The 23768-nt window shown below is 48.5% G+C and carries 17 protein-coding genes; 5 read left to right on the top strand and 12 right to left on the bottom strand.

What is annotated here, in order from left to right:
- Positions 1–40 precede the first annotated feature (40 nt).
- The 3 genes from FYJ73_RS06065 to FYJ73_RS06075 all read left to right on the top strand — a co-directional run bounded on the left by FYJ73_RS06065 (position 41) and on the right by FYJ73_RS06075 (position 6787).
- Positions 41–2869, top strand: coding sequence for a SusC/RagA family TonB-linked outer membrane protein (locus FYJ73_RS06065; protein ID WP_154533819.1), 2829 nt, complete (start codon positions 41–43; stop codon positions 2867–2869).
- A gap of 59 nt (positions 2870–2928) precedes the next feature.
- The gene (locus tag FYJ73_RS06070; RefSeq protein ID WP_154533820.1) at positions 2929–4623 is read left to right on the top strand and encodes a RagB/SusD family nutrient uptake outer membrane protein; all 1695 of its coding nucleotides are present in this window, start codon (positions 2929–2931) and stop codon (positions 4621–4623) included.
- A gap of 109 nt (positions 4624–4732) precedes the next feature.
- Positions 4733–6787 (top strand): hypothetical protein, encoded by a 2055-nt coding sequence (locus FYJ73_RS06075; RefSeq protein ID WP_154533821.1) that lies wholly within the window; start codon positions 4733–4735, stop codon positions 6785–6787.
- A gap of 1167 nt (positions 6788–7954) precedes the next feature.
- Here the strand turns inward: FYJ73_RS06075 and FYJ73_RS06080 are convergent.
- Genes FYJ73_RS06080 through FYJ73_RS06090 form a run of 3 tightly spaced genes read right to left on the bottom strand, consistent with a single transcriptional unit; the run spans position 7955 to position 9038 of the window.
- Positions 7955–8458 (bottom strand): DUF6169 family protein, encoded by a 504-nt coding sequence (locus FYJ73_RS06080; RefSeq protein ID WP_235899252.1) that lies wholly within the window; start codon positions 8456–8458, stop codon positions 7955–7957.
- A complete protein-coding gene (locus tag FYJ73_RS06085) occupies positions 8455–8604 on the bottom strand; it encodes a hypothetical protein (RefSeq protein ID WP_206081711.1) in 150 nt (49 codons plus the stop codon). The genes FYJ73_RS06080 and FYJ73_RS06085 overlap by 4 nt, the downstream gene beginning before the upstream one ends.
- 59 nt (positions 8605–8663) lie before the next feature.
- Positions 8664–9038, bottom strand: a complete 375-nt coding sequence (locus tag FYJ73_RS06090; RefSeq protein WP_154533823.1) for an N-6 DNA methylase — start codon at positions 9036–9038, stop codon at positions 8664–8666.
- Between the two features lie 868 nt (positions 9039–9906).
- On the opposite strand from FYJ73_RS06090, the gene FYJ73_RS16290 reads away from it, so the two are divergent.
- The gene (locus FYJ73_RS16290; protein WP_396266749.1) at positions 9907–10077 is read left to right on the top strand and encodes an AAA family ATPase; all 171 of its coding nucleotides are present in this window, start codon (positions 9907–9909) and stop codon (positions 10075–10077) included.
- Here the strand turns inward: FYJ73_RS16290 and FYJ73_RS06100 are convergent.
- From FYJ73_RS06100 to FYJ73_RS06115, 4 genes are all read right to left on the bottom strand, one after another.
- Complete coding sequence (locus tag FYJ73_RS06100; RefSeq protein WP_154533825.1) at positions 10053–11294, bottom strand: RNA-guided endonuclease InsQ/TnpB family protein; 1242 nt, start codon at positions 11292–11294, stop codon at positions 10053–10055. The genes FYJ73_RS16290 and FYJ73_RS06100 overlap by 25 nt on opposite strands.
- Positions 11278–11880 (bottom strand): IS607 family transposase, encoded by a 603-nt coding sequence (locus FYJ73_RS06105; protein ID WP_154533826.1) that lies wholly within the window; start codon positions 11878–11880, stop codon positions 11278–11280. Before FYJ73_RS06105 ends, FYJ73_RS06100 begins: the two co-directional genes overlap by 17 nt.
- Before the next feature lie 361 nt (positions 11881–12241).
- The gene (locus tag FYJ73_RS06110; RefSeq protein WP_154533827.1) at positions 12242–12589 is read right to left on the bottom strand and encodes a hypothetical protein; all 348 of its coding nucleotides are present in this window, start codon (positions 12587–12589) and stop codon (positions 12242–12244) included.
- The gene (locus tag FYJ73_RS06115) at positions 12558–13367 is read right to left on the bottom strand and encodes a DUF6261 family protein (protein ID WP_206081712.1); all 810 of its coding nucleotides are present in this window, start codon (positions 13365–13367) and stop codon (positions 12558–12560) included. The genes FYJ73_RS06110 and FYJ73_RS06115 overlap by 32 nt, the downstream gene beginning before the upstream one ends.
- 767 nt (positions 13368–14134) lie before the next feature.
- Between FYJ73_RS06115 and FYJ73_RS06120 the strand changes: the two genes are divergently transcribed.
- A complete protein-coding gene (locus tag FYJ73_RS06120) occupies positions 14135–15547 on the top strand; it encodes an HIRAN domain-containing protein (protein ID WP_206081713.1) in 1413 nt (470 codons plus the stop codon).
- 511 nt (positions 15548–16058) lie between these two features.
- Here FYJ73_RS06120 and FYJ73_RS06125 read toward each other — a convergent pair.
- The 5 genes from FYJ73_RS06125 to FYJ73_RS06145 form a co-directional block, all read right to left on the bottom strand.
- Positions 16059–17516: a leucine-rich repeat domain-containing protein gene (locus FYJ73_RS06125; protein WP_154533829.1), complete on the bottom strand. Its 1458-nt coding sequence runs from the start codon at positions 17514–17516 to the stop codon at positions 16059–16061.
- 201 nt (positions 17517–17717) lie between these two features.
- A complete protein-coding gene (gene aspA, locus FYJ73_RS06130; RefSeq protein ID WP_154533830.1) occupies positions 17718–19151 on the bottom strand; it encodes an aspartate ammonia-lyase in 1434 nt (477 codons plus the stop codon).
- An 862-nt stretch (positions 19152–20013) separates the two neighbouring features.
- On the bottom strand, positions 20014–21216 hold the full coding sequence (locus FYJ73_RS06135) for a porin (RefSeq protein ID WP_154533831.1): 1203 nt from the start codon (positions 21214–21216) through the stop codon (positions 20014–20016).
- A 58-nt stretch (positions 21217–21274) separates the two neighbouring features.
- Positions 21275–22330: an L-asparaginase 2 gene (ansB, locus tag FYJ73_RS06140; protein ID WP_154533832.1), complete on the bottom strand. Its 1056-nt coding sequence runs from the start codon at positions 22328–22330 to the stop codon at positions 21275–21277.
- A 47-nt stretch (positions 22331–22377) separates the two neighbouring features.
- Positions 22378–23700 carry an anaerobic C4-dicarboxylate transporter family protein gene (locus tag FYJ73_RS06145; protein ID WP_154533833.1) on the bottom strand — a complete coding sequence of 441 codons (1323 nt, stop codon included), beginning with the start codon at positions 23698–23700 and terminating at the stop codon, positions 22378–22380.
- Positions 23701–23768: the final 68 nt, after the last annotated feature.

Here is a 23768-nt window from a genome sequence, read left to right on the forward strand (position 1 = left end):
ATGTGAAGCGCCTTACTTCCTTTAAGCACTAATAACGAATATGAACAAGACACAACTTTGCGTGCTCGCCCTGCTGGCAGGAACCGCCCTGCCCGCAGCAGCACAAATCGATACGACGCTGGCCCGCCACGACGCCTTTGTCAAGGCCAGCATAGCCACGGGAGCCAACAAGGACTTCACACGTGCGCAGTCCACTGCAGCCGTAACCACCATCAGCGGTGAGCAGACCGGCAGACGCTCGTCAAAGAATATCAGCGACGGTCTCGTGGGACTTGGCGGCAACGGACTCGTCTCCATGCGCAACGCCGGTACTTACTTCAGTGCCAACCCGACATTCTATGTCAGAGGATTGCAGTCGCTCAGCGGCAGCGCGCCGCTGGTTCTCGTCGACGGCATTGAGCGCGACATGAACATCATTGACCCCACCGAAGTCGACCATGTCGACATTCTCAAGGACGCTGCCGCCGTGGCACTCTATGGCAACCGTGGCGCCAATGGTGCCATCAACGTCATCACCAAACGCGGAAAGTACAACTCCAAGGGCGTCAGAGTCTCCTACGACCATCTGTTCAACTATCAGATCAACCGCCCGAAGTTCATCAGCGCACCCACCTATGCCGCTGCCATGAACGAGGCGCTGGCCAACGAGGGCAAGGCGCCGAAATACACAGCCGACGAGATCAGTGCTTTCCAGAGTGGTGCTTATCCCGACCTCTACCCCAACGTCAACTGGGTTGACGCCACCTTCCGCCATCACGGCATGACCAACAAGATCGCGTCAGAGTTCTACGGCGGTGGCCAGAATTTTAAATACTACACCATGCTCAACCTGCTGTCGGACAAGGGATTCATCAAAAACGATGTCGACGACAACGGCAACCACACACAGGACAAGTATGTCAGAGCCAACATGCGCATCAACCTCGACGTAGACCTGAGTCCCACCACGCTGATGAAGGTCAACGTGCTGGGCATGCTCAGCGAGATGTCGCAGCCCGGCAACGCCACCAACCTCTGGGGGCTGGTCTACAACCTGCCGTCGGCCGCCTTCCCCGTGAAGTTTCAGAAAGACGGGCTGTGGGGCGGCAGTGCTACCTGGGCAGGCACCGACAACCCTGTAGCCAACACGGCGGCCGCTGCTTACTACAAACTTCATGAGCGCTCGCTCTACGCCGACCTCTCGCTGCGCCAGAATCTGGGCATGTTCATTCCCGGACTCAGTGCCTCAGCACGCATGGGCTACGACACCTACTCCACGCTCTACGAAAATCACAGCAAAACTTTCCAATACGGTTTCTACGCTCCCGCCACATGGAACGACGGCGTGCCCACACCCGGCACTTACTCCATCGGCGGCGAGAAAGGCACGCAGGGCATCGGTGCCAACACCAGTGCCTACAACCGTCGCTTCCATTTCGACGGTGGACTAAACTATGAGCGCACGCTGCAAGAGGCTCACTACCTCTTCTCCTCGCTGCGCTGGGAATATGAATACCACAACACCACGGGCGTGAACACCTCCGTTTACCGTCAGACTGCTTCATGGCTCACGCACTATGCCTATCGTAACCGCTACATTGCAGAGATGGCGTGGGTGCTCACCGGCTCCAGCCGCTTGGCACCAGGCACCAAATGGGCAATGGCGCCAACGTTCAGTGCTGCTTGGGTGATGAGCCAGGAACCATGGATGAAAAACGCCGAATGGGTCGACTTCCTCAAGTGGCGTGCCTCCTTCGGCATCATCAATACCGACTATCTCCCCGGCGACAACGTGTGGACCTACTACACGCAGAGCTACAACAACGACGGCGTGACCTATCCCTTCGACTCCAGCTACGACAGCTCGTGGGGACGGACGACTCTCGGGCGCATGGCCACCGACAACCCCTCGCACGAGAAGGCTTATAAATATAATGTGGGGCTCGATGCCTCCATTCTCCACGGCCTCGACCTGCAAATCGACGGCTATTTCCAGCGCCGCAACAACATCTGGGTCGACGGTAGCGGCAGCTATGGCAGCATCATCGGTTTCAGCGCGCCTTACATCAACGCCGGCGTGGTAGACAGTTGGGGCTTTGAGGCCGCTGCGGACTACAGCCACAAGGTAGGCGACGTGACGCTGAACATCGGCGGTACGTTCAGCCTCAACAAGAACAAGATCAAGGACCAGGCCGAAGAGCCGAGAGCCTACGACAACCTCGTCACCACTGGCTACCCGCTCAACAGCATCTGGGGACTGAAGGCCGTCGGACTCTTCAAGGACCAGGCCGACATCGAGGCCAGCGCACCACAGACTTTCTCTGAGGTGAAGCCCGGTGACATCAAGTACGAGGACGTGAACCACGACGGCAAGATCGACGCCAACGACCGCACAAAGATCGGCTACAGCACGCTCTGCCCCGAGATCTTCTATTCGCTCCACCTCGGTGCTGAGTACAAAGGCGTGGGATTCAACGCACTTTTCCAGGGCGTGGACCGATACAGCGCACTGCTCAACACCAGCGGATATTACTGGGGACTCATCAACAACCGCACACTCTCACAGGATGTCTACGACCATCGCTGGACACCCGACAACCTCAACGCCGAGTACCCACGCCTGAGTTCGAGCAGCAATGCCAACAACTATCAGACCAGCTCGTTCTGGCTCCGCAACCGCGCCTACTTCAAGCTGCGCAACATCGAGGTGTACTACAACCTGCCGAAGACGCTGCTCAGCAAGACCAAAGCTCTTTCCGAGGCTCGTGTCTATGTGCGCGGCAATGACCTCTTCACCCTTGACCACCTCCGCAGTGTCGACGCTGAGAGCTACGGGGCCACAAGCCCGCTCACACGAAGCGTCATCGTGGGACTGAATGTCACCTTTTGAAAAAAGTAAAAAGTAAAAAGGTAAAAAAGTAAAAGGTAAGAAAAATAAAAAGATATACCATGAAAGCGAAATATATATTCAGCGGCCTGCTGGCCATGACGCTGGTCTCCTCCTGTACCGACAAGATGGACTACAAGGAGTACAACGTCCATGACAAGGCCTACGAAGAGAAAATGTTCGAACGCGTGGGCGGACTGATGACCGAAATCTACAACGACATCGACTATGACTTCAGCAATTACAGCGGGGCCATGTCCAGTTCTGCCACCGACGAGAGTGTCTACTCCCATCCCGGCAACGCCATTGAGGACTTCTACAACGGCGCCTGGGGACCCACCAACGCCAAGGAGCGCGTGTGGAAATCAGCATGGGACGGCATCACCTACAGCAACCTCGTGCTCGACGAGTTCAACGACTGCACCTTCCCGGAGTATACCGAGGATGAGCACTACCAGCAGCAGATGTTCCTCTATAAGAACTATCGCTACGAGGCACGTTGGGCGCGTGCCTTCTTCTACTTCGAGCTTGTCAAGCGCTACGGCAACGTGCCGTTGAAGACACGCACGATGACAGCCAACGAGGCCAACAGCCTGCCACAGATGCCCGCCGACTCCATCTTTGCGTTCATCGACAAGGAATGCGCTGACATCCAGGACAGCATCATCGTTAACTATGGCGACCTGGGCGACATGTCGTACTACAAGGCTCAGACAGGCCGTGCCAACAAGCTCGCCGTCATGGCACTGCGTGCCCGTGCCGCACTCTATTGGGCCAGCCCGCTCTTCAACACCAAGGGCGACAAGAGCCGGTGGCTGAAAGCAGCGCAGCTCAGCAACGCCGTCATCGCCGAAGCACGCCAGGAGGGCATGGGACTGCTGCCCGACTACAGCAAGCTCTTCGACAAGGACAGCTACAAGGACGGTATCAAAGAGATCATCTTCGCACGACGCACGACAGCCAGCAACGCCTTTGAGAAATACAACTATCCCATCGGCATAGAGAATGCCGGCGGCGGCAACTGCCCCACGCAGAACCTCGTGGACGCCTACGAGATGACCAACGGAAAAGCCATCGACGAGCAGGGCAGCGGATACGACCCGCAGGATCCCTACAAGAATCGAGACGCACGACTGGCCTTGACCGTGGCTGTCAATGGCGAGAACTGGCCCGACAAGGCGGCTCTGGAGACCTTTGAGGGCGGTGCCAACTCGTCGTCAGTCACCTACGGCACACCGACGGGATACTATCTGAAGAAATACGTCAACAAGGGAACGATCATCGCCAAGACCGGTTCCAACAGCTTCACCCACGAGTGGGTCATCTTCCGCCTCGCCGAATTCTATCTCGACTATGCCGAAGCGGCACTCAACTACACCGGCAGCGGATACACGGCACCCGATGGTCTGCCCATGACAGCAGCACAGGCTATCAACGTTGTCAGAACCAGAGCCAAGCAACCCAACATGGCTACGGGACTGAGCTTCGACGCGTTTAAGAAGAAATACGAGAATGAGCGCTTCGTGGAACTCGCCTTCGAGGGACACCGCTTCTTCGACCTCAGACGCTGGAAAGAGGCTCCGCAATATCTCAAGAACATCCGCGGCATGAAGATCACACGCCTGGACGACGGCACGATGAAATATGAAGAGCAGACCATCGCCACACGCACTTGGGACGACAAATGGTATCTCTTCCCCTTCCCGCAGAAAGACGCGCTCAACTGCCACCTGACACAGAACGAGGGCTGGAAATGAAGTTCGCAACTCTCAACGGTTATTCAGGACGGGGGCTGATCCCCGTCCTGACGCACACGAAACAAATGACACATTCATTAATAACATCACATTCTAAAAACCAAAGCGTATGAAAAACGTTTATTACCTATTTCTCGTACTCATAGGACTGCTCTGCTCCTTGAGTACCAGCGCCAAGAAGGTCCTCTACAGCCAGAACTTCGAGACGGCTACCAGCGTGGCAGAGACAGGATGGACCTCACCATCCGCTGCCGCAGGACTGAGCATCGGCTCAGACGAAAAAGGCAAGTTCCTCAGATTCGTCCCATCGGGCAACGACCGCTCGGCACACCTCTTCTGGGATGCCGCTCTCATCAAGAACGAACTCAGTGCTGACTTCACCAGCTACCAGATCACCTTCGGTTTCTCCTTCAACAAGTTCGGAAACAACCACATGACTTCTGAGATCGCCGTGATGTCTGAAGAGTCCATCGCCAAGAAGAAGCCTAATAGCAACTACCGCACCAACAACAAAGGCGCACTCTTCGACCTCACACAGCTCGGCAACACCGGCCGCACAGCATCTGCTTCCGGCGATCAGGACTTTGCCATTAACGGTGACTCAACCAACTACAAGGCGCTCACCGCAGGTACATACTACACCGTCACGCTCAACATCGACACGCTGGCACGCACTGTGGAGTACACTATTCTGTCGGCAACCTCCGATGATCCTATCGCCTCTGAAATCTATACCGTACCCGAAGGCATCGACATGACCGCAACAGGACTCTATGTCCTCGGTGGCCGCTATACCCCGGACATCATGTTCGACGAAATCGAGGTCAGCGTGGACAAGACGGCTGCCAACACACCGACTGTCACGCTCACAGGCATCAACAACGCACAGCGCGTCTACACCGTCAAGTTCCAAGAGGACGAGATCCTGCATCTCGACTTCAACGGCACTACTACCAATGTCAACTACTCCGACGTGGACAATGGCACCTACACTTGGTCCAACAATCCCAACTACGATCCCAACAACACCGACAAGGCCGTGACCGACGCTTGCGAGAGTGGTACGCTGAAAGCGTGGACTACGCTCGACAACCTGAAGTCTGACGAGGTCGTCACCGAGGTTACAAACAATGTCATCGCCCTGCCTGCCGCAGAGGCTAAGGTCGTCAACGTCAAGGTCGGCTATGCCAAGACCTACAACGTCACTTGTGACAACAGCAACACACCGCTCACACCGGCTATCTACGGCACCTATAAGTTCACCGGCAAGGACGGTAAGGTCACAGAGTCTACTGATCCCAAAGCCTTCCCCATCACTATCGACGTGGATCAGGCCGGTACATTGGAGATCTCTTCTCAGGCTTTCGGCTACGGCACAACCAACACCACGACCGAGAACAACGTGGAATATGAGGTGAAGAAAGCCATTGACCTGGCTCACATGACCGAGAAGGACATCACAGCCGCCGGATTTGAGAAAGGCGACAACGTAAGTGGCAAATTTGTTGATTACGGCCGCTTCTATGGACTGTCCACCACTGAGACTGAGGTAGACAAGGACGGCAACGAGACTCCGAAGAAGATCGTCTACAACGAAATTCCACAGTACACCAAGAAGGCTTCTGCCTTCACCGACACCAATGTCATCGGCGGCCTCATCGCCTGCGGTTCTGACGGCAATCAGACAGACGCTGCAGCTATCCTGCCTGTCAACGCAAATATCTATCAAGGTATCGGACTTGTCCTCGACGGTCGCAAGGGCGACGACGGCAGTGGCTCATGGATCAACAACTGGTTCTTCAAGGTAGAAGGCGCAACGGCTGACGACATCATCACCGTGGCCTCGGTGGGCAATTATGGCGGCACTTCGCTCCATCCTTCCGTGGCCTCTCTTGATGAGTATCTTGCTCAGGACAATGCTCCTGTGACTGCTGTGCTCGCCGGCGACAAGGCTTTCGGCCTCAACCGCGTCTCCGACGCTTTAGGCAAGGTGACTGTCTACACGGCCAAGGGGGGTGCAACAGGCATCAAGACCGTCAACGCCAACACTCAGAACACTGCCAATGCACCGATCTACTCTCTCAACGGTGTGCGTATGAGCAGCAAAAACAACCTGCCGAAGGGTGTCTACATCCAGGGCGGCAAGAAGTTCGTGGTGAAGTAAACGTCTATTGACATACAGAAGTTAATTTCGTTTGTAGTATATAATATAGGTCAGCCATCTCGATCCACACTGGACTGGGGTGGCTCTTTTTGTGTTTTTCTTCTCATAGGAGGCGACACGTCGCGCGTCGCGACAACTAATAGTTTCATGACTTCATCACATCTTTGGTTGGATGAAGTGTCATCATTGATTATCAGTTAGTTATAAGCTGATTTCAGCAATTGATGGTGACGCAATTACGAATTATGGAATGATATCCCTCCTTAACAGCTCGGCAGACAGTCAATGTCTTTTATCCTGACTCATATTGCCTTGCCATCTCCAGATGATACAAAAAAAGAAAATCATGTACAGGCTTACGCTCCATGAGGAGCTCTGAGTCTCAACCAGCGGGATAGCCTTACGAGCAAGCTCGATGGCTATCCCACTGGTTGAGACTCACCCCTTTCGGGGGCAAAGCCTGTACATGAAGAAAATTGCCAAGGCATAAAATTGCGCATAGCGCATAAAATAAAGCGGCACAAGAGTTCGCTGGTAAGAAAAACATAAAACCGAGGTTATGAATGATTTCATTTCCTATAGCCTTTCTCCTAAACTTCGGCACATGGTCCCAAGCACAGATAGAGCGTTATTATTACCACGACGATATCATCAGGGCTTTCTAAAATAATTGTGAGCAGATTTAGGAGGTGCTGAATATTTTATGCGCTCTGCGCAATTTTACGCGATAGCGATTTTCGTCACGGGCAGGCTTTGTCCCCCGTAGGGGGTGGTGCTGAGGTGATGGGGCAGCCGACGAGCTTGCTCGTAAGGCTGTCCCCATCACCTCAGCACCATAGCTCCATGGGGAGCTAAAGTCTGTACGTGACTATTTTCCAAAAACTTATTCTCGATTCAGGGTGACGCATTGACGAAGTCAGGAGTATATAATGAAGGGGAACCATCTCCGGTCTGTACTGGGCCGGGATGTTTTTTTTGTTTTTCTTCTCATAGGAGGCGACGCGTCGCGAAAACTAATAGTTTCATGTCCAAGGTGAATATTCTTTCAACTCTAATTGCAATAATCCCTTTGTCGTGACATGGTCATCAAGCAACGGCCTCATCCCCAAACATAACCGAATATCGAGAATAATCTATAACCAAAACTTTCTTCCACTGACTCATAGTTTATTCTTTTGGCTTTTCATTGAAGAGTTGGATTGTGTCTGCAAATTTCTCCGCTATCTTGTCAAATCGAGGATTGTCATTTCTAACAATGATTGTTGCATAATTCACCACTCCGTTCTCGTCTTTTACAGAAGATGACCAGAAAGAAACATTCCAATTCTTTTTATGATAATTGATCCAATAACTAAATAGTCGGTTACGCATCGACTGTTTGCCGTCTCCCGTTTCGCAAATGTAAAGCATAACCTCATTGTTCTGAAGAAAGAAATTCTCTACGATGGCAATAATTGTCTGCCGCACCTTTGAATCGCGTGGCGACTTCTTATTATTGATGTTAACTATAGCAAACTGCCAAACCAGCTCTTCAGGCAAAGAGACATCATCAGGATCAAAGCCCGCATAATATTTGACGCCATAATCGGTTTGGAAACTCACATAGGAGTCTCCAATACTGTTGACGAGATAAGGTGACTTCTCGTTTATCTTGTCAACATCAAATTTCATAGAACTTCTATATATGTTGGCTTTGCGCCATTGCTCTTCTCATATTCTTCAACGGCTATCTTCGTCAACTTGTCGACGAGGTTCTTTTTCACTTGCTTGGCATTATGAAGCCGTTGTAATGCTTGTTCTCTTGTCATCGTTTCCATATCCTTTTCCTTTTTACTTCATTGCAAAGATAAGTTTTTCTTGTGATTCTTCCAAATAATCAGCCACTTATCTTCTCCCAGTTCTTGTTTATCTCTTCCATCAGCTTGTTGGCCTCGGCGTTCAGCTTGTTGAGCTCGGCATGAATCTCGGTCATGCGCTCGTGGAAGTCAACGCCATCGTCCTCCTGGGCCGCCACGCCTACGTATGCGCCGGGTGTGAGGCTATAGTTCTTCTCGGCTATCTCGCTGGTGGTGGCAATCTTGCACAGTCCGGCAACGTCCTGATAGATGCCTTCATCACCAAACTTGTCGACAAGCCATTGGCGGTCATCAATGACGGTGATGATGGACTGCAAGACACTGATGAAGTCGTCGCCCTTCTGCCGCATCGGCTTGACGTCACGCTTCTTCAAGTTCTTTGCGGCTGCGTTCATGCAGTTCTTTGTCTGCTCGATTAGTTGTTCAAGCCTTTCACGCAATGCAGCAGGTCTTCGTCAAAAAGCGGCATGGTGCCAAAGAAATGTGCACGGGTATCTTCGTCGATAGCCTCGGCAAACAGTCACCGACACAATCCAAAGAAATGGCGAAAGCCGGAATGCATCATTATTTTCTTTGACAAAACATCTTCATCCCGACCTTCGCTTCCAGAGAAAATTCCTTGCCGAAAACGATGAGAAACGGGGCTCTTGATGACAAAAAACAAGTTTGTCCCGGACAAACAACCGAGATGACCCGGTCATCTCAGTTGTTTTATAGTGAGAAAACGGTGAGATGACCGGGTCAAAACAGTGAGATGATCGGGTCAAAACAGCCTTTTTTCCACAATAAAAAAGTGATTAAAAATCAAAGTTACTGATATTCAGCAAGTTAGAAAACAGCCCGAAAATCGCGAAAAATCGGGCAAGTGGCCATCCGTTTTCAATTTTCGCCTTCTCAGAGCCCGTTTTTTGTCAGTTTATTAAACAGATAGAGACAAGAAGTATAGAGATAGTATTGGCATTTTCTCCCACCCTCACCCAAGCGAAAAGATAATCATAAGGGTAACAGGAACAAATGAATCATAGCGGAATGAACACGTATTTTTTCAAATACATTTGATTTTTCGCGTAATTTGCAGTGGCTTTTCAAGTGTATTTGATTTTTTATCGCTATCTTTGCAAAAACATTAGAGCTATGGACGAAAGGTTGGAAAGAATATCGAGGTTGAACTATTGGCAGGGAAACCATTTCGAAAATGGGATAGAACGGAAACTCTATCTCGACCGCATCATGCCCTTCACGGGCAACCGAGTCATCAAGGTGATGACCGGACAACGACGAGCCGGAAAGAGTTGGTTGATGCGGCAAATTGTAACAGAATTGCTCGACAGGGGTATGGCCAAGCCCCATCAGATACTCTATATTAACGTTATTAAAAGTATTAAATGTGTTAATAATTATTCTACTTTTTACATACTTCCTGCAACCGTTTGAAACGGATTGCGGTATCGTATCGGACATAACGAGTGCCCGCTACCGACTATCCGAGAGAACTCGGAATCGCCGACTACTTTTCTAAGGATGTTCAAGGCTCCGTTTTGATCAGCATTAATCATCTTCCCGGTCGAGGAACGGAATAGTCCGCGCTTTACCCTGCGTCCAAGATATGTTTCATGCTTCCCAATAGGTTCAAGAGCAAGAGCATCACACTTGCTTGTATAACTTTCCTCGTGCACAATGAACTTAATTCCAATCATCTCGCACTTATAGCGGAGATAGTCTGCCAGTCTCGCAAAAGGCATCTGAACAAACTTTTGATTGTTCTTTTTGCCCATGTCGGAGTTTTGTTTCCATCCGGCATTGTAGCCTACAACCAGCGTTCCTATACGGTTCCGCACAAGTGTATTGACAATCTGACGACTAACCTTCTGAAAGGCATCCTCGAAATAGCGGTCTCGCTTGTCGTACATACGAGTGATTCTTCTTGTCGTTCGCTTTATGCCTTGCAGATCCTTGATAGACTGCAAGTGAGAGAGTGTTTTGTTAAAGTGGTTATTGTAAGATTTGAGATATTTGCCGCTATAAATCGTGCAGCCTTCAGAAGTAACCATCGTAGCGAGGTTATCAAGTCCAAGGTCGATAGAAGCGTATTTTGCCTTATCAACATCAGCTTGCTCTATTTCCTTTTCATAGACAATTTCGACCTTGATGTTACGGCTGTTGGGTATTAAGCGCACCTGGTGTACCGACTTTAGATTCCCGCCATATTTCTCCCATTGGGGTACAGAGACAAACAAATCCTTAGCAAGTCGGATTCTCCCATCCTTAATACTGCACGCATAATTGGTATAATACATATTAAACATACCACCACGCTTCCGGTAATTAGGCATCTTAGGCACTCCCTTGTATTTTTCGGGGTGTTTCTTCCAATCCTTAATACTTTTACAGTAAGCCTTAATATTCTTGTCGAGAACACGCAGCACCTGCTGGGAGCATTGTGATTTCAATAATCTGTAGTTACACTGGCCTTCAAGGTTGAGGGCCTTTTTCATGAGCTTATCCATGTCGTTATACCATAGCCACGTACCGTCGGCATCCAGTTGCTGACGGAACAGATACAGCGCCTGATTGTACAGATTGTTTGAAATTCTAAACAACCTGTCAAGTTCTTCCGTGTGGCGTATGTAAAACTTATAGACTAATCTCATTTTTCAAATCCTCTTCCATTATTTCGAGTTTCTTTTTTCTCCTGCGTGAATACATCCGCATAGCGAAGCAATGAAGCATCGAAATGATTTCCTCGAATATCTCTGTCTCGTTTGCCTTATCGTCCGTATCATTGATGACTATTATCTCGCATCCAAACTCGCTGAACAGTCTCTTGAACATATCGAATGATATGCGAGAAAGTCTATCTTTGTACGTAATGTACAACCTGCTAACTTTGAAATTAAGTATCTCGTCAAGAAGTTGTCTGAACTGCTTGCGGTCAAAATTCATTCCGCTCGCAATGTCCTTATAAGACTTGCTGACCTTAATGCCATTCTTGTTACAATAGTCAATCAAAGTCTTTTCTTGATTATCAAGGTCGGTTTTTTGTTTTGCCGTTGATACACGCGAATAGACCACGTTCATTCTTTCGGCAGCAAGTCCGGCCTTGCGATATACGTCATCATCGTTGTAGTCATACGTTCCGTTTGGCAACTTAACGACTCTTATATCTTTTTTCTTCACGTACTGCACGAGCGTCTGGCGCGATACATGCAATATCTTTAACACCTTAGCACTCTTCATATCGCAAAGATAAGAAGAAGAATTCAAATAATCAAATATTTCTACATAGTTTTAATGGTTTTTATTATTATAGGGCTTTGACGCTTTTGGCCGCCTCTCCCTCGCAAGCAAGCCTTGGTATTAGGTTTCTGTACGTCGGGGCAGATGTTTGCCGCTGACTTCTTTCAGATTCCATCTCGCGATGGACACAACACCTTATTCATATACGGAGATTCCTTCGCTATTTGCTCAAAAGCTCTTTTGATACTCCGTTTGTTTCTATTGTTGTTTTCGACAATTCGGCAGATTTAAAAGTTCATGTAAGAAATCATATTGTGGTAAACAGATACAACTTAAATTATGCAATATAATTGTTTTATTATTATTTCACCGCAATCTTTATAGAATCCTTACCTACTTTGGCGATAACTAATAATTCGTTTACGGCAAAAGAGGCTGCACCATTCGCTGCAACCGAAGAGCCGAGATACTTGCCATCAGTAGCATAGAACTTCACCACTTCGCCATTATCAAGTCCAGAGAGAGTAACAATACCATCATGGGCAGAAGCCACAACGCCACGTGTTTTTACCATATTGATATTGGTACCAGTATCCAAGTTTGCATTAATCCAATAAAGCGTAGCCTCCGCCTTATCAGATGCTTTATATCCATCTGCTGTAGCATAAACAGAAATATTATAGGCTGCAGAAAGATAGTGTTGTGCCACCACCAATTGTACCTCCTGTTGAGCCTCCAGTAGAACCTCCACTTGTTGTTCCTCCAGTATTACCACTTGTCTGAGTAGAGCCAGACTTTTGACTTATAACTTCACGTTTGTAGTGAACAATCTCTGTGTTCACATAGTCAATAAAGCTAAGATACTTGCTGTCGCCCTCTATCAAAGCATAAGCATTCACAAACTTCACCAGCTGGCGGTAAGCCTCATCGCTTGTCTTGCGTGATGCTTTTAATGCACCAACAGCCTTTGCCATACGCTCGTCTGTGCGTGTTGCTGTCAACGTGCGTACTTTTTCATTGGCTGCTTTCAGAGCAGTAACGAATGCACCAAGCGAAAGTGTTTGAATCTCGCTTGAATACTTCTTTTCCAAGTCATCGATAAAATTCATCAACAATCCCGTTTCCTTGTCAAGTTGCATCTTTGGGTCGATGGCATAGTCCTTGATGTGTTGCGTCAGTACCTTTGCTGCTTTTGCCATGTTCTCTACAGGCAGATTCCTGAAGCCATTAACAGCCTTTTTGTAACCGCTGTAAAGTCCGTCACGCTCAGCATCGGCAGTAGCGATCTCATCTGTCAGCATACTTTTTTGCGAGATTTTCAAGTCCTCATCTTCTTGCTCCATGGCAGCCTTTAGCGAGACAATCTGTGCGCTGAGCTTACTCTTTACATTCGCATCGGCCTCAGCACGTGCCAACACGTTTGAAATAAACAGAAAATGTGCGCCGTTGTTTAGACGCTCCAAGCTAAGAGTACCAATTTCGCTCATAGTTTGATAAAAGTTTTAAGATGAATACTGTGGAAACTCCGTTTTCTGTTGCGTTAAATAGATTGTTTATGCCACTACTACATTGTTTCCGATAATAATTCTCATGGAATCAGCCGTGCACGTTGTTTCCTTACTCTCTCCTTTGGGTTTGGTCACAAAAACAGCGTTTCTTGCACCATACCGTATGGAGTAATGCAAGAAACGCTGTTTCTGCCGTCTTCCGATAATAAATTATACAATCTTCATGCCACAATCCCTTACCGACACATTTCATGCCATCGTTGACACGGTTTCTTGTATCATGCACTATGGACTTGACATATGTCTGATGTTTTCGGTCTTTATAATGGCATAATTAGACTAAAATTTCAGTTTTTACGAAACCGATAACAAATAATGTCTTTATTCTTATGGATTTTTAGTAACTTTGCAGCGCAATCGCAATAAATACGTTTGCAAAACATACATAAGGCGTCATCAACGCTTTGCTCATTGAACTTTCTGAACGTAGGAAATTCAAATTGGTTGTCAATGGCATTGCAGAGAAGATGTCACGGGTAGGTTGTATAATCAACCCTCGTAGTGTGCCAAGGAGGACAAACCTCAGCGGCACACTTTTCGGGGTTATATATAACTTTCAACGTGAGATTCTATCTGTTCGTCATCAACCAATGGTTTCCTACGGCCTAGAAAGAGTGACGAGTAAGTATAGAGTCTCACGCTTTGTATTTAACAATCATATACAACAACCCTCAAAAAATGGAAGTATGAATTTTTTCAAGAAATTATTTGGAGACTCAACAGCTCAATCTTCCTACGACATCAACAGCAACGATAAAGAAGACCATGAACAGCAAGTCACTAATTCTATGTCTCAATCTGCTCATAAAAATAACATGACAAGTTGGGAAAACTTCTTTGGCGTAAACTTAAAGTCATCGCCTAATGAGCTATGGATAGAAGGAGAATGCGAGTATAATGAAAAGAATATAATCAGAATTTTCACAAACAACCATATCCACAACGTTTACTTCTCTTCAGTAAATGCAAAAGTGATAGGAAACTCCGCTACAAATTTCTTCTTCAAGTGTCCTTATACATGGGATGATGCCTTTGACATTTACTATTTGATAGAACGGGATTTAGTTCATAACGGCAATTATACAAATACTGCTGCTGCAGCAAAGTTCCGTGGAAAATTTGATAGCTACTATGATAGTTTTAGTTGGGATATCGATGGTTGCAACATAATAATGTCTCGTGATATAGATACTGGCGACATTGAACTTGGCGTGTGGACATTGTACTATAATCAAGAATACCTTGATAAAGCAAAAGATAATTGCAAGGACAACAAGCAAGAAGATGAAGCAACATTGCCCAAGAAAGAATTTAATGTCCATTTATCTGGAGCCTTAGATACTTTACACTTCGTTCATGCTCATCTAGGCAAGCAATTAGCAGGAAATGCACCTTGTTATGTTGCTCGTGCAGAAGGGACTACAATTCAACTTCTTGACGAGAATAATTTTGATGAGGTATATTCTTTCGAAAGCAAAGAAATAGCAGATTACCTTGGTCACAGATTGGGTGCAGCAGGATTCATTAATTTCAATTGTGATGATGTTACTGATATACAAGCAGAACTCTTTATTATCCCTGCAGATTATGCCAAAGAGACTTCAGACGATGGAGCAACAGATGCTTTAGTTCATTACGAAATGAGCTATCTTGTTGACCCTGTAGAATTTGACTATCGCAGAAAGACTATTATGGATGGCAAAATGAATCTCAGCATCGTTGGTATTCAATACCGTGATAATTATGAGGAGCTTAAGTCTTCTATAAAAGAGGGAGTAACTGTCATCCTAAAACCAGATCCAACAAATGAATACGACCCAAATGCTTTGGCTTTCTATCTTGAAGGAAATATCATTGGCTATCTCCCTAAAAAAGATCAACCTTTCGCCCATATCTTTATGGCAAAAGGACAGATCAAGGCCTCAATCTGTCGTATTGACGAAAAATGGATTGACACAGAGGTTGATATTAAGAAAGATATGATAGACGTTAATGCATTCAAAAATAATGATGTCAATTTTACTAAAATAAAATCGTTCAAAGGGGGCAATAGCAGCTGTCAATCTATCGAGCTTAGTGAATTTATTGAAACTCTTTAACTTGTATTATTATGGATAATTTTTCTTTTGTTGCTTTAGATATAGAAACAGCAACAGGTAAACGTAGTTCTATCTGTGAGATTGGAATTACAATCGTAAAAGATTCCAAAATTGCAGAGTCAAAAAGTTGGCTTATTCAACCTAAGGACAATTCTTATTAGAGAAGAAATATTGAAATCCATGGAATTAATCCAGAAGACACTCAGATGGTGACACCCTTGTCTCTCAGGCTGGACAGTTTCCACTACTGGGGCCTGTTAGGGACTTACACCCGTTAGCCGATATACATGCCAGTCAAACCCAAAAAGGAGTCAATCATGTTGACTCCTTTTATTTTATAACACCTTATTCATATTCGGAGATTCCTTCGCTATTTGCTCAAAAGCTCTTTTGATATTCCGTTTGTTCCTATTGTTGTTTTCGACAATTCGGCAGATTTAAAAGTTCATGTAAGAAATCATATTGTGGTAAACAGATACAACTTAAATTATGCAATATAATTGTTTTATTATTATTTCACCGCAATCTTTATAGAATCCTTACCTACTTTGGCGATAACCAACGATTCGTTTACGGCAAAAGAGGCTGCACCATTCGCTGCAACCGAAGAGCCGAGATACTTGCCATCAGTAGCATAGAACTTCACCACTTCGCCATTATAAAGTCCAGAGAGAGTAACAATACCATCATGGGCAGAAGCCACAACGCCACGTGTTTTTACCATATTGATGTTAGTACCAGTATCCAAGTTAGCATTAATCCAATACAGAGTTGCCTTCGCCTTATCAGATGCTTTATATCCATCTGCTGTAGCATAAACAGAAATATTATAGGCTGCAGAAAGAGATACTTCCCCATTTTCGCTCAGCGCATCAGACTTAATATCTGTATCAGTTATTGTATAATGATACTTTGCTCCAGCCGTTTCGCAAGCGAACATCAATTTGCCTGATTCGTAAGAGATAGATGGTGTAGAGCACTGAGTAACAGGCTTGTTATCATCTCCTGTTTCGTCTGGATTCCAGGCATAGATATATTTATAATCAGGTCCAAAGGAATCTTTATAACCCTGTAGGTATTCTGTTGGAACCTTGATTATACTTGTCGTTGGTATACATAAGTCTGCGTAATTTGATCTACAATATTTACCTTCAAAATATACAGTTTCCAGATTTTGACAATCTTTGAAGCAATTCCAATCCAATGAAGTAACAGATGAAGGGATGGTGATAGAGGTTAAGCCACTGCAATATTCGAAGCAACCAAACCCCAATGAAGTAACAGACGAAGGGATGGTGATAGAGGTTAAGCCTCTGCAACCATCGAAGCAATACCAACCCAATGAAGTAACAGATGAAGGGATGGTGATAGAGGTTAAGCCACTGCAACCAGAGAAGCAACCTTCACCCAATGATGTAACAGATGAAGGGATGGTGATAGAGGTTAAGCCTCTGCAATGCAAGAAGCAATAATCACTCAATGAAGTAACAGATGAAGGGATGGTGATAGAGGTTAAGCCACTGCAACCATGGAAGCAACGCTTATCCAATGAAGTTACAGATGAAGGGATGGTAATAGATTTCAAACCACTGCAACCATAGAAGCAAGACTCACCCAATGATGTAACAGATGAAGGGATGTTGATAGAGGTTAAGCCACTGCAGTCTTCGAAGCAAGAAGCACTCAATGAGGCAACAATATACTCTACCCCATCATTACCCTTAACCTTCTCTGGAATAATAATATTACCAGAATATTTACCATCAGTTTTAGGCACAAGTGTAGCTGTCTTCGTATCAGAATCCAACAAATAACGAAAGCCATCAATCACCTCAAATTTTGGTTCTTGTGCCATCGCACTACTCGTAGTCATGAGCATCAGAACTACCAACATAACAAAGCCTTTAAAAAGACTACAGGTTCCGCTTTTACAATCCAAGAACTTTTTTCTTAAAGTAAAATCTTTCATAATCGTCACTATTTAGATCTTTTCTCCGCAAAAATACAACTTTATTATTTAACCCACAAGAATTTTATGGTAAATACCTTTCTCATATACGGAAGTTGAGTAACAAAAGTCGAGTTTGACCAACATGACCATGACCGAAATGACGCAAAAAGCGGTTCACCCCTCTCAGAGGTGAACCGCTTTCCTTGTATATCTTTATGATCAGTTCGACGACAGATGCTTGGTGAGGAACTTATGCGACTCCAGCATCTCCTTGGGGTCGAGGGCTTTGTCGAGTTCGTCCTTGGTCATGAGCTTATGCTCGAGCACGAGGTCGTAGACCGAGCGTCCAGTCTCGTTGGCCTCCTTGGCAATCTTTGTGCTGCTCTTGTAGCCGATGTAAGGATTCAGGGCAGTAACGATGCCGATGGAGTTCTTCACCATTTCGTAGCAGCGCTCCTTGTTGACGGTGATGCCGAGCACACACTCGTCGGTGAGCGTAGTGATGGCGTTGCTGAGCCACCAAAGACTTTCAAAGAGGCACTCCGTGATGACGGGCTCCATGACGTTGAGCTCGAGCTGTCCGGCCTCAGCGGCAAAGGTCACGGTGGTGTCGTTGCCGATGACCTTGAAGCAGGTCTGGTTGGTCACCTCAGGAATGACGGGGTTGACCTTTCCGGGCATGATGCTGGAACCGGGAGCCTTTGGCGGAAGGTTGAGCTCATGCAGGCCACAACGTGGACCGGAAGCCAGCAGACGCAAGTCGTTGCATATCTTGGAGATCTTCACAGCCAAGCGTTTCAGTGCTCCTGAGTAGCTGACGTAGGCTCCCGTGTCGGGCGTAGCCTCCACAAGGTCGGGTGAAGAGACAAAGCTCTCGCCGGTGAGCTTGCTGAGGTTGGCGGCGCAGAGCTTGGCAAAGCCGGGCACAGCGTTAAGGCCGGTGCCGATGGCAGTACCGCCCATATTGATCTCGTGGAGCAGTTTCACGTTGCGCTCCAGGTTGAGAATTTCCTCCTCAAGGTTATCGGCGTAGGCATTGAACTCCTGCCCGAAGGTCATCGGCACAGCATCCTGCAACTGCGTGCGTCCCATCTTGATGGCGTCACGATATTCGTCGGCCTTGTAGCGGAATGCCGAGATGAGTCCGGTGAGCGAGCCGACGAGTGTCTTGTTCATACGGATGATGGCCAGGCGGATGGTGGTGGGATAGACATCATTGGTCGACTGTCCGCAGTTGACGTGGTCGTTGGGATAGCAATACTGATACTCCCCCTTCTTGTGACCCATGATCTCGAGTGCGCGGTTGGCAATGACCTCATTGGCATTCATGTTCACCGACGTGCCGGCTCCGCCCTGCATCATGTCGATGGGGAAGTTCTCGTGGAGCTTGCCATCGATGATCTCGCGGCAGGCTTGGGAAATGGCACCGGCAATCTCGTCGTTGATAGTGCCCAGCGCATGGTTGGTCTGCACGGCGGCAAGCTTCACGTAGGCGATGGCGATGACATAGTCGGGATAGTCGCGCATCTTCTTGCGCGAGATATGATAGTTGTTGATGGCGCGTTGTGTCTGCACACCGTAGTAAGCCTCAGCGGGCACCTTGAGCTCGCCCAAGAGGTCAGACTCCACTCTGTATTTCTTTTCTTCTGCCATAGTAGTAATTGTGAATGGTTGATGACATGATTATTGTTTACGCCTGCAAAGTTAAGCGTTTTAGCATGAATCTATTTACAAAAAACATTCGCCTTTTTGTAAAAAACGAAACGCGGCAGGAATTGTAGACGCAACTAAAGGCCCTCCTGACTTCGTCAATGCGTCACCCTGAATCGAGAAGAAGTTTTTGGAAAATAGTCACGTACAGGCTTTAGCTCCCCATGGAGCTATGGTGCTGAGGTGATGGGGACAGCCTTACGAGCAAGCTCGTCGGCTGCCCTCATCACCTCAGCCCCACCCCCTACTGGGGGACAAAGCCTGCCCGTGACGAAAATCGCTATCGCGTAAAATTGCGCATAAGCACATAAAATATGATGCCGCCCAACAGAACACAAGCAGCATAGCAGACTTTCTAGACGCTATGGACTATCTTTCGGCCGCAGGATTTTATGCCCAAGGGGCAATTTTACGCGTTAGCGATTTTCGTCATGGGCAGGCTTGACACCAAAGGTGTGGGGCTAAAGCTATGGGGGTAGGCGGCGAGCTTGCTCGCAAGACTACCCCATAGCTTTAGACCCATTGCTCCTTGGGGAGCATAAGCATGACCATGATTTTCTTTTTTCTTTATCACCTGGAGATGGCAAGGCAATATGAGTCAGGCAAAGACATTCAGAAAGCGTCAGCTGATTGACTTGCAACTCCTGCCTTCGTTTCTTTATGAATTCTCCAATTTCCTTAGTATTCACAATATATTGTTATTTTGTGGCAAAGATAAGTAAAATCATCCATAACAGCAAGTGCTTTCACAATAAATTGTGAAAGCACTTGCTGTTTTTTTTATTATCTTCGTCTGATTCCAAACTTAGAAGCACTTGATGCGATACATGAAACCGAGTTCGATGCGCGAGGTGCTGTAGTCCGCAAGTCCGCATTTACTACTGAAGTTGTAGTGGTGTCCGACGTAGGCGAGGAAGAGTCTGAGATCCTGGTCCTTGACGGGATAGTACTCCAGACTGGCGAGATAGCCGATGGACTTGCGGTAGTCCTTGAGTTGCTCTATCTTGCTGACGCTCGCCGTCTCGTAGGTACCCTTGGCCATGAAGTTCCACCGTGGCACAAACTGCCAGTTGACCTTCGAGATCAGAGAGTTGTAGTGCACGTCGCTGAAGTAGGCATTCTCCTGTCCGTCGAGGAAAGCACCGAGGTCGTTGGTGGCGATGCGCAACCGGTCGAGTCCGTCCCACGCTCCCATATAGTCGACATACCACTGCACGGTGGGCAGGTTGAGCTTTTGCCCGAATACCCACATGCGAGAGTACTCATGGCGTGCCTGTGTCTGCAAGCCCCAGCTCCAGCGTGTCTGTAAGCGTCCGCCGAAGAAGTTTCCGTTCCAGTTGACGATATAGGTCAGGGGATTGTTGCTTTTCTCAAGCTGACGTATGCCATCGCCGCGCCCCGTGACAGCCACAGCGCCGGCACCATACTCGTCGGTGAACTTTCCGTTGTTGGCATCCGACACCTCCACGGCAATCTCCTGCGAGGGCACGGGATGATAAGCCACCACCAGTCCCGCCATGAAGTTGTCCATGTTGTCGACCATGTCGGAATACTGATAGATATACATGGGGTTCTCGTCGAACTCATGTCCGCCCCATATCTGGCACATCTTTCCGCCCATGACAGTGAGCTTGTCGCTGACGTTGTATCCCACCATCATGATGTCAGTGGCTTTGGCAAAGTTGTCCTCGCCCTGCGCCGTATTGGCCTTGTTCATGCGGTGGCGCAGACGGTAGAAGAGCTGTGGGGTGATGTTGCCTTTGATCTCGAGTCTGAGCTGTTTATTGGCCAGCTTGCTGCTCCAGGTGTGCCCGTCGTAGCTGGCTTGCGCCGAGGCGGCATAGTTGAAGTAGACGTTGAAGGCATCGTTTTTCTTCTCAAGGTTGGCAATGCGCTCAGCCAGACTGGTATAGTTGCCGTCGGGGCCTCCCATGCCGACATTATCTCCCTGTGCGGCAGCACCCATCGCAAAGAAGAGCGCGGCCGCCAATATCATCATTTTTTTCATGGCGGTAGACTGTTATTGGTTGGTTAATGAGTTGAGGATTCAGAAAGGTGCAGTGGTGTCAGTACTTTTGGAAATACTCCTGTATCTTCTGCCAGTCGCGTGTCTTGGTGAGCGCAAGCATGAGCAGCACACGGGCCTTCTGCGGATTGAGAGTGAGCGCGGCGATGAAGTGGTATTTGCTGTCGTCGACCTCACCATTGAGGCAGGTGGGTCCGGTAGGCACACGACTGGAGCGTACGATGTTGATGCCCTTGGCACGCGCCTGCAGAGCCACGTCGAAGACATCCTTATAGAAGTTGCCGTCACCGACACCGGCGAGCACGATGCCGTCGAAGTTGGCGTCCATAAAGGCTTTCATGGGCAACGGCGAGCAGTTGGCGTAGCCATAGACGATGCCAACCTTAGGCAGCGAAGTGAGATTGTCGACATTGAATTCGCTCTTGGTGGTGTGAAGGTTGGTGATGTCGCGGCAGTAGATGGCCTGACCATTGTAGACATAGCCCACCTTGCCGAAGTTGGCAGCTTGGAAGGTAGCCACGTCGGTGGTGTGCATCTTTGTGACATCCTTAGCATCGAGCAGCAGATTGTTCATGCACACCATCACGCCACGGCCCACTGACTGCGGACTGGCGGCAGCGACGACACCGGCATAGATGTTGCCGGGTCCGTCTGCACTGATTGCCGTTGAGGGGCGCATGGATCCCACGAGGATGACAGGTTTGTCGCTGTGCACGGTGAGGTTGAGGAAGTAGGCGGTCTCCTCCATCGTGTCTGTACCGTGGGTGACGACGACACCGTCGTAGCCCTCGTTGTTGAGCAGCTCATTGATGCGCTTGGCAAGCTTGAGCCACACATTGTCGTTCATGTCCTGCGATCCGATGTTGACGAGTTGCTCACCGCTGACATCCGCCACGTCGAGCATCTGCGGCACGGCTTGTATCAGTGCTTGCACACCCACCTGTCCGGCACTGTAGGCAGAGTTGGTGGCTGAGGTACTCACTCCGGCAATGGTTCCGCCGGTAGCAATGATTCTGATCTTAGGCTTGGCATTGGCTGCGAGGCATACCACGAAGGTAAAGAGCAGCAAAAGCAATGAGAGACGTTTTGTTTTCATAACCAATATAATAAATAATGAATAATATATATAATGAGTAAATGGTATCAGGAAAGCAGCAAGGTGACAAGATAGCCTACGCCGATGGAGACAAAGGTGGTGACAAAGCCGGGCAGCTGGAAGGAGTGGTTGATGACATACTTGCCCACATGGGTGGTGCCCGTGCGGTCAAACTCCAGTGCGGCAACCTCTGTAGGATAGTTGGGCAGGAAGAAATAGCCGTTGACAGCCGGGAACATCGCCACGAGGAGCAGCGGGTTGATGCCTAAGGCAATGCCTACGGGATAAAGTGTGGTGACGGTGGCAGCCTGAGAGAAGAGCATGATGCTCATCAGGAACAAGGCTACAGCAAAGAGCATCGGTGCCGTGGCGACCATGCCGGAGAGAGCGCTGTTGATGGCGTCGGCATTACCTGTGTAGAAAGTGGAGCCCATCCAAGCTACGCCGAAGATGGCAATGACAGCGTTCATGCCCGCCGTGAAGATGTTGCCCTTGGGCAGTTCCTTCACGCTGGTCTTGCCGACAAGCAGGATGAGGATGGCATCGCTCATCATCACCATCTCGATCGTCTCGCTCATCGTCACGCCTTCGGGACGCAATGAGGGTACGAAGCCGAAGAGCACCACAAGAGCCACACCAAAGAAGAAAGCCCATACGGCACGCAGCGCACGTGGGTTATGCTCGGTCTCGGCCTCCTTGAGATTGTTGGCGTCGGCCTCGGGGTTGATGAGTCCCGCGCGCACGCGACGCTGATACTCTGGGTCATCGACAAGTTCCTTGCCGACATGGTTCTCGATAAGCGCGGCTATCAGGATGGCAACGATACTGGCCGGCAGGCAAACGATAAGGATGGTTCCCAATTCTATTCCTTGTCCGCCGAGCAGATCAGAAGAGATCATCGCGGCCATGGCGGCAGACACGGGACTGCTGGTGATGCCCAGCGAGGCAGCGATCACCGAGAGGCTCATCGGACGCTCGGGCCGTGTCTTGTTGGCTTGGGCGATCTCACTGATGATGGGCAGCAGACTGTAGCTGGTATGTGCTGTGCCGGCAAAGACGCAAAAGGCAAAACAGCACAGCGGACCATAATAGGTGATATGGTCGGGATGGCGGCGAAGAAACAGCGCGGCACGCCCCACGAGATATTCCAGTCCGCCCGTAGCCTGTAGGGCTGCCGAGGCTGTGATGACGGCAAGGATGATCAGCATCACGTCGATAGGTGCCTTGCCCGGGGCAAGGCCAAAGCCATAGACGAGGATAAAAGTGCCGAGCATGCCATAGATGCCCAAGCCTACGCCGCCCACGCGCGCACCGATGAAAATGAACACCAAGACGACAAGCAGTTCTATCAGTATAAGGGTTGTTGCCATATTAGTTTTGCGTTTAGGTTTAATACTGCTGCAAAGATAAGGTTTTCTTGGATATAGTATTTAAGAAT

It is taken from the genome of Hallella mizrahii (assembly GCF_009695775.1).
Taxonomy (GTDB): domain Bacteria; phylum Bacteroidota; class Bacteroidia; order Bacteroidales; family Bacteroidaceae; genus Prevotella; species Prevotella mizrahii.

Bases quoted from the DNA above. Each gene is read 5' to 3' on its own strand.
- FYJ73_RS06065 (WP_154533819.1), top strand. From the start codon at position 41: ATGAACAAGACACAACTTTGCGTGCTCGCCCTGCTGGCAGGAACCGCC.
- FYJ73_RS06070 (WP_154533820.1), top strand. From the start codon at position 2,929: ATGAAAGCGAAATATATATTCAGCGGCCTGCTGGCCATGACGCTGGTC.
- FYJ73_RS06075 (WP_154533821.1), top strand. From the start codon at position 4,733: ATGAAAAACGTTTATTACCTATTTCTCGTACTCATAGGACTGCTCTGC.
- FYJ73_RS06080 (WP_235899252.1), bottom strand. From the start codon at position 8,458: ATGAAATTTGATGTTGACAAGATAAACGAGAAGTCACCTTATCTCGTC.
- FYJ73_RS06085 (WP_206081711.1), bottom strand. From the start codon at position 8,604: ATGGAAACGATGACAAGAGAACAAGCATTACAACGGCTTCATAATGCC.
- FYJ73_RS06090 (WP_154533823.1), bottom strand. From the start codon at position 9,038: ATGAACGCAGCCGCAAAGAACTTGAAGAAGCGTGACGTCAAGCCGATG.
- FYJ73_RS16290 (WP_396266749.1), top strand. From the start codon at position 9,907: ATGACCGGACAACGACGAGCCGGAAAGAGTTGGTTGATGCGGCAAATT.
- FYJ73_RS06100 (WP_154533825.1), bottom strand. From the start codon at position 11,294: ATGAGATTAGTCTATAAGTTTTACATACGCCACACGGAAGAACTTGAC.
- FYJ73_RS06105 (WP_154533826.1), bottom strand. From the start codon at position 11,880: ATGAAGAGTGCTAAGGTGTTAAAGATATTGCATGTATCGCGCCAGACG.
- FYJ73_RS06115 (WP_206081712.1), bottom strand. From the start codon at position 13,367: ATGAGCGAAATTGGTACTCTTAGCTTGGAGCGTCTAAACAACGGCGCA.
- FYJ73_RS06120 (WP_206081713.1), top strand. From the start codon at position 14,135: ATGAATTTTTTCAAGAAATTATTTGGAGACTCAACAGCTCAATCTTCC.
- FYJ73_RS06125 (WP_154533829.1), bottom strand. From the start codon at position 17,516: ATGAAAGATTTTACTTTAAGAAAAAAGTTCTTGGATTGTAAAAGCGGA.
- aspA (WP_154533830.1), bottom strand. From the start codon at position 19,151: ATGGCAGAAGAAAAGAAATACAGAGTGGAGTCTGACCTCTTGGGCGAG.
- FYJ73_RS06135 (WP_154533831.1), bottom strand. From the start codon at position 21,216: ATGAAAAAAATGATGATATTGGCGGCCGCGCTCTTCTTTGCGATGGGT.
- ansB (WP_154533832.1), bottom strand. From the start codon at position 22,330: ATGAAAACAAAACGTCTCTCATTGCTTTTGCTGCTCTTTACCTTCGTG.
- FYJ73_RS06145 (WP_154533833.1), bottom strand. From the start codon at position 23,700: ATGGCAACAACCCTTATACTGATAGAACTGCTTGTCGTCTTGGTGTTC.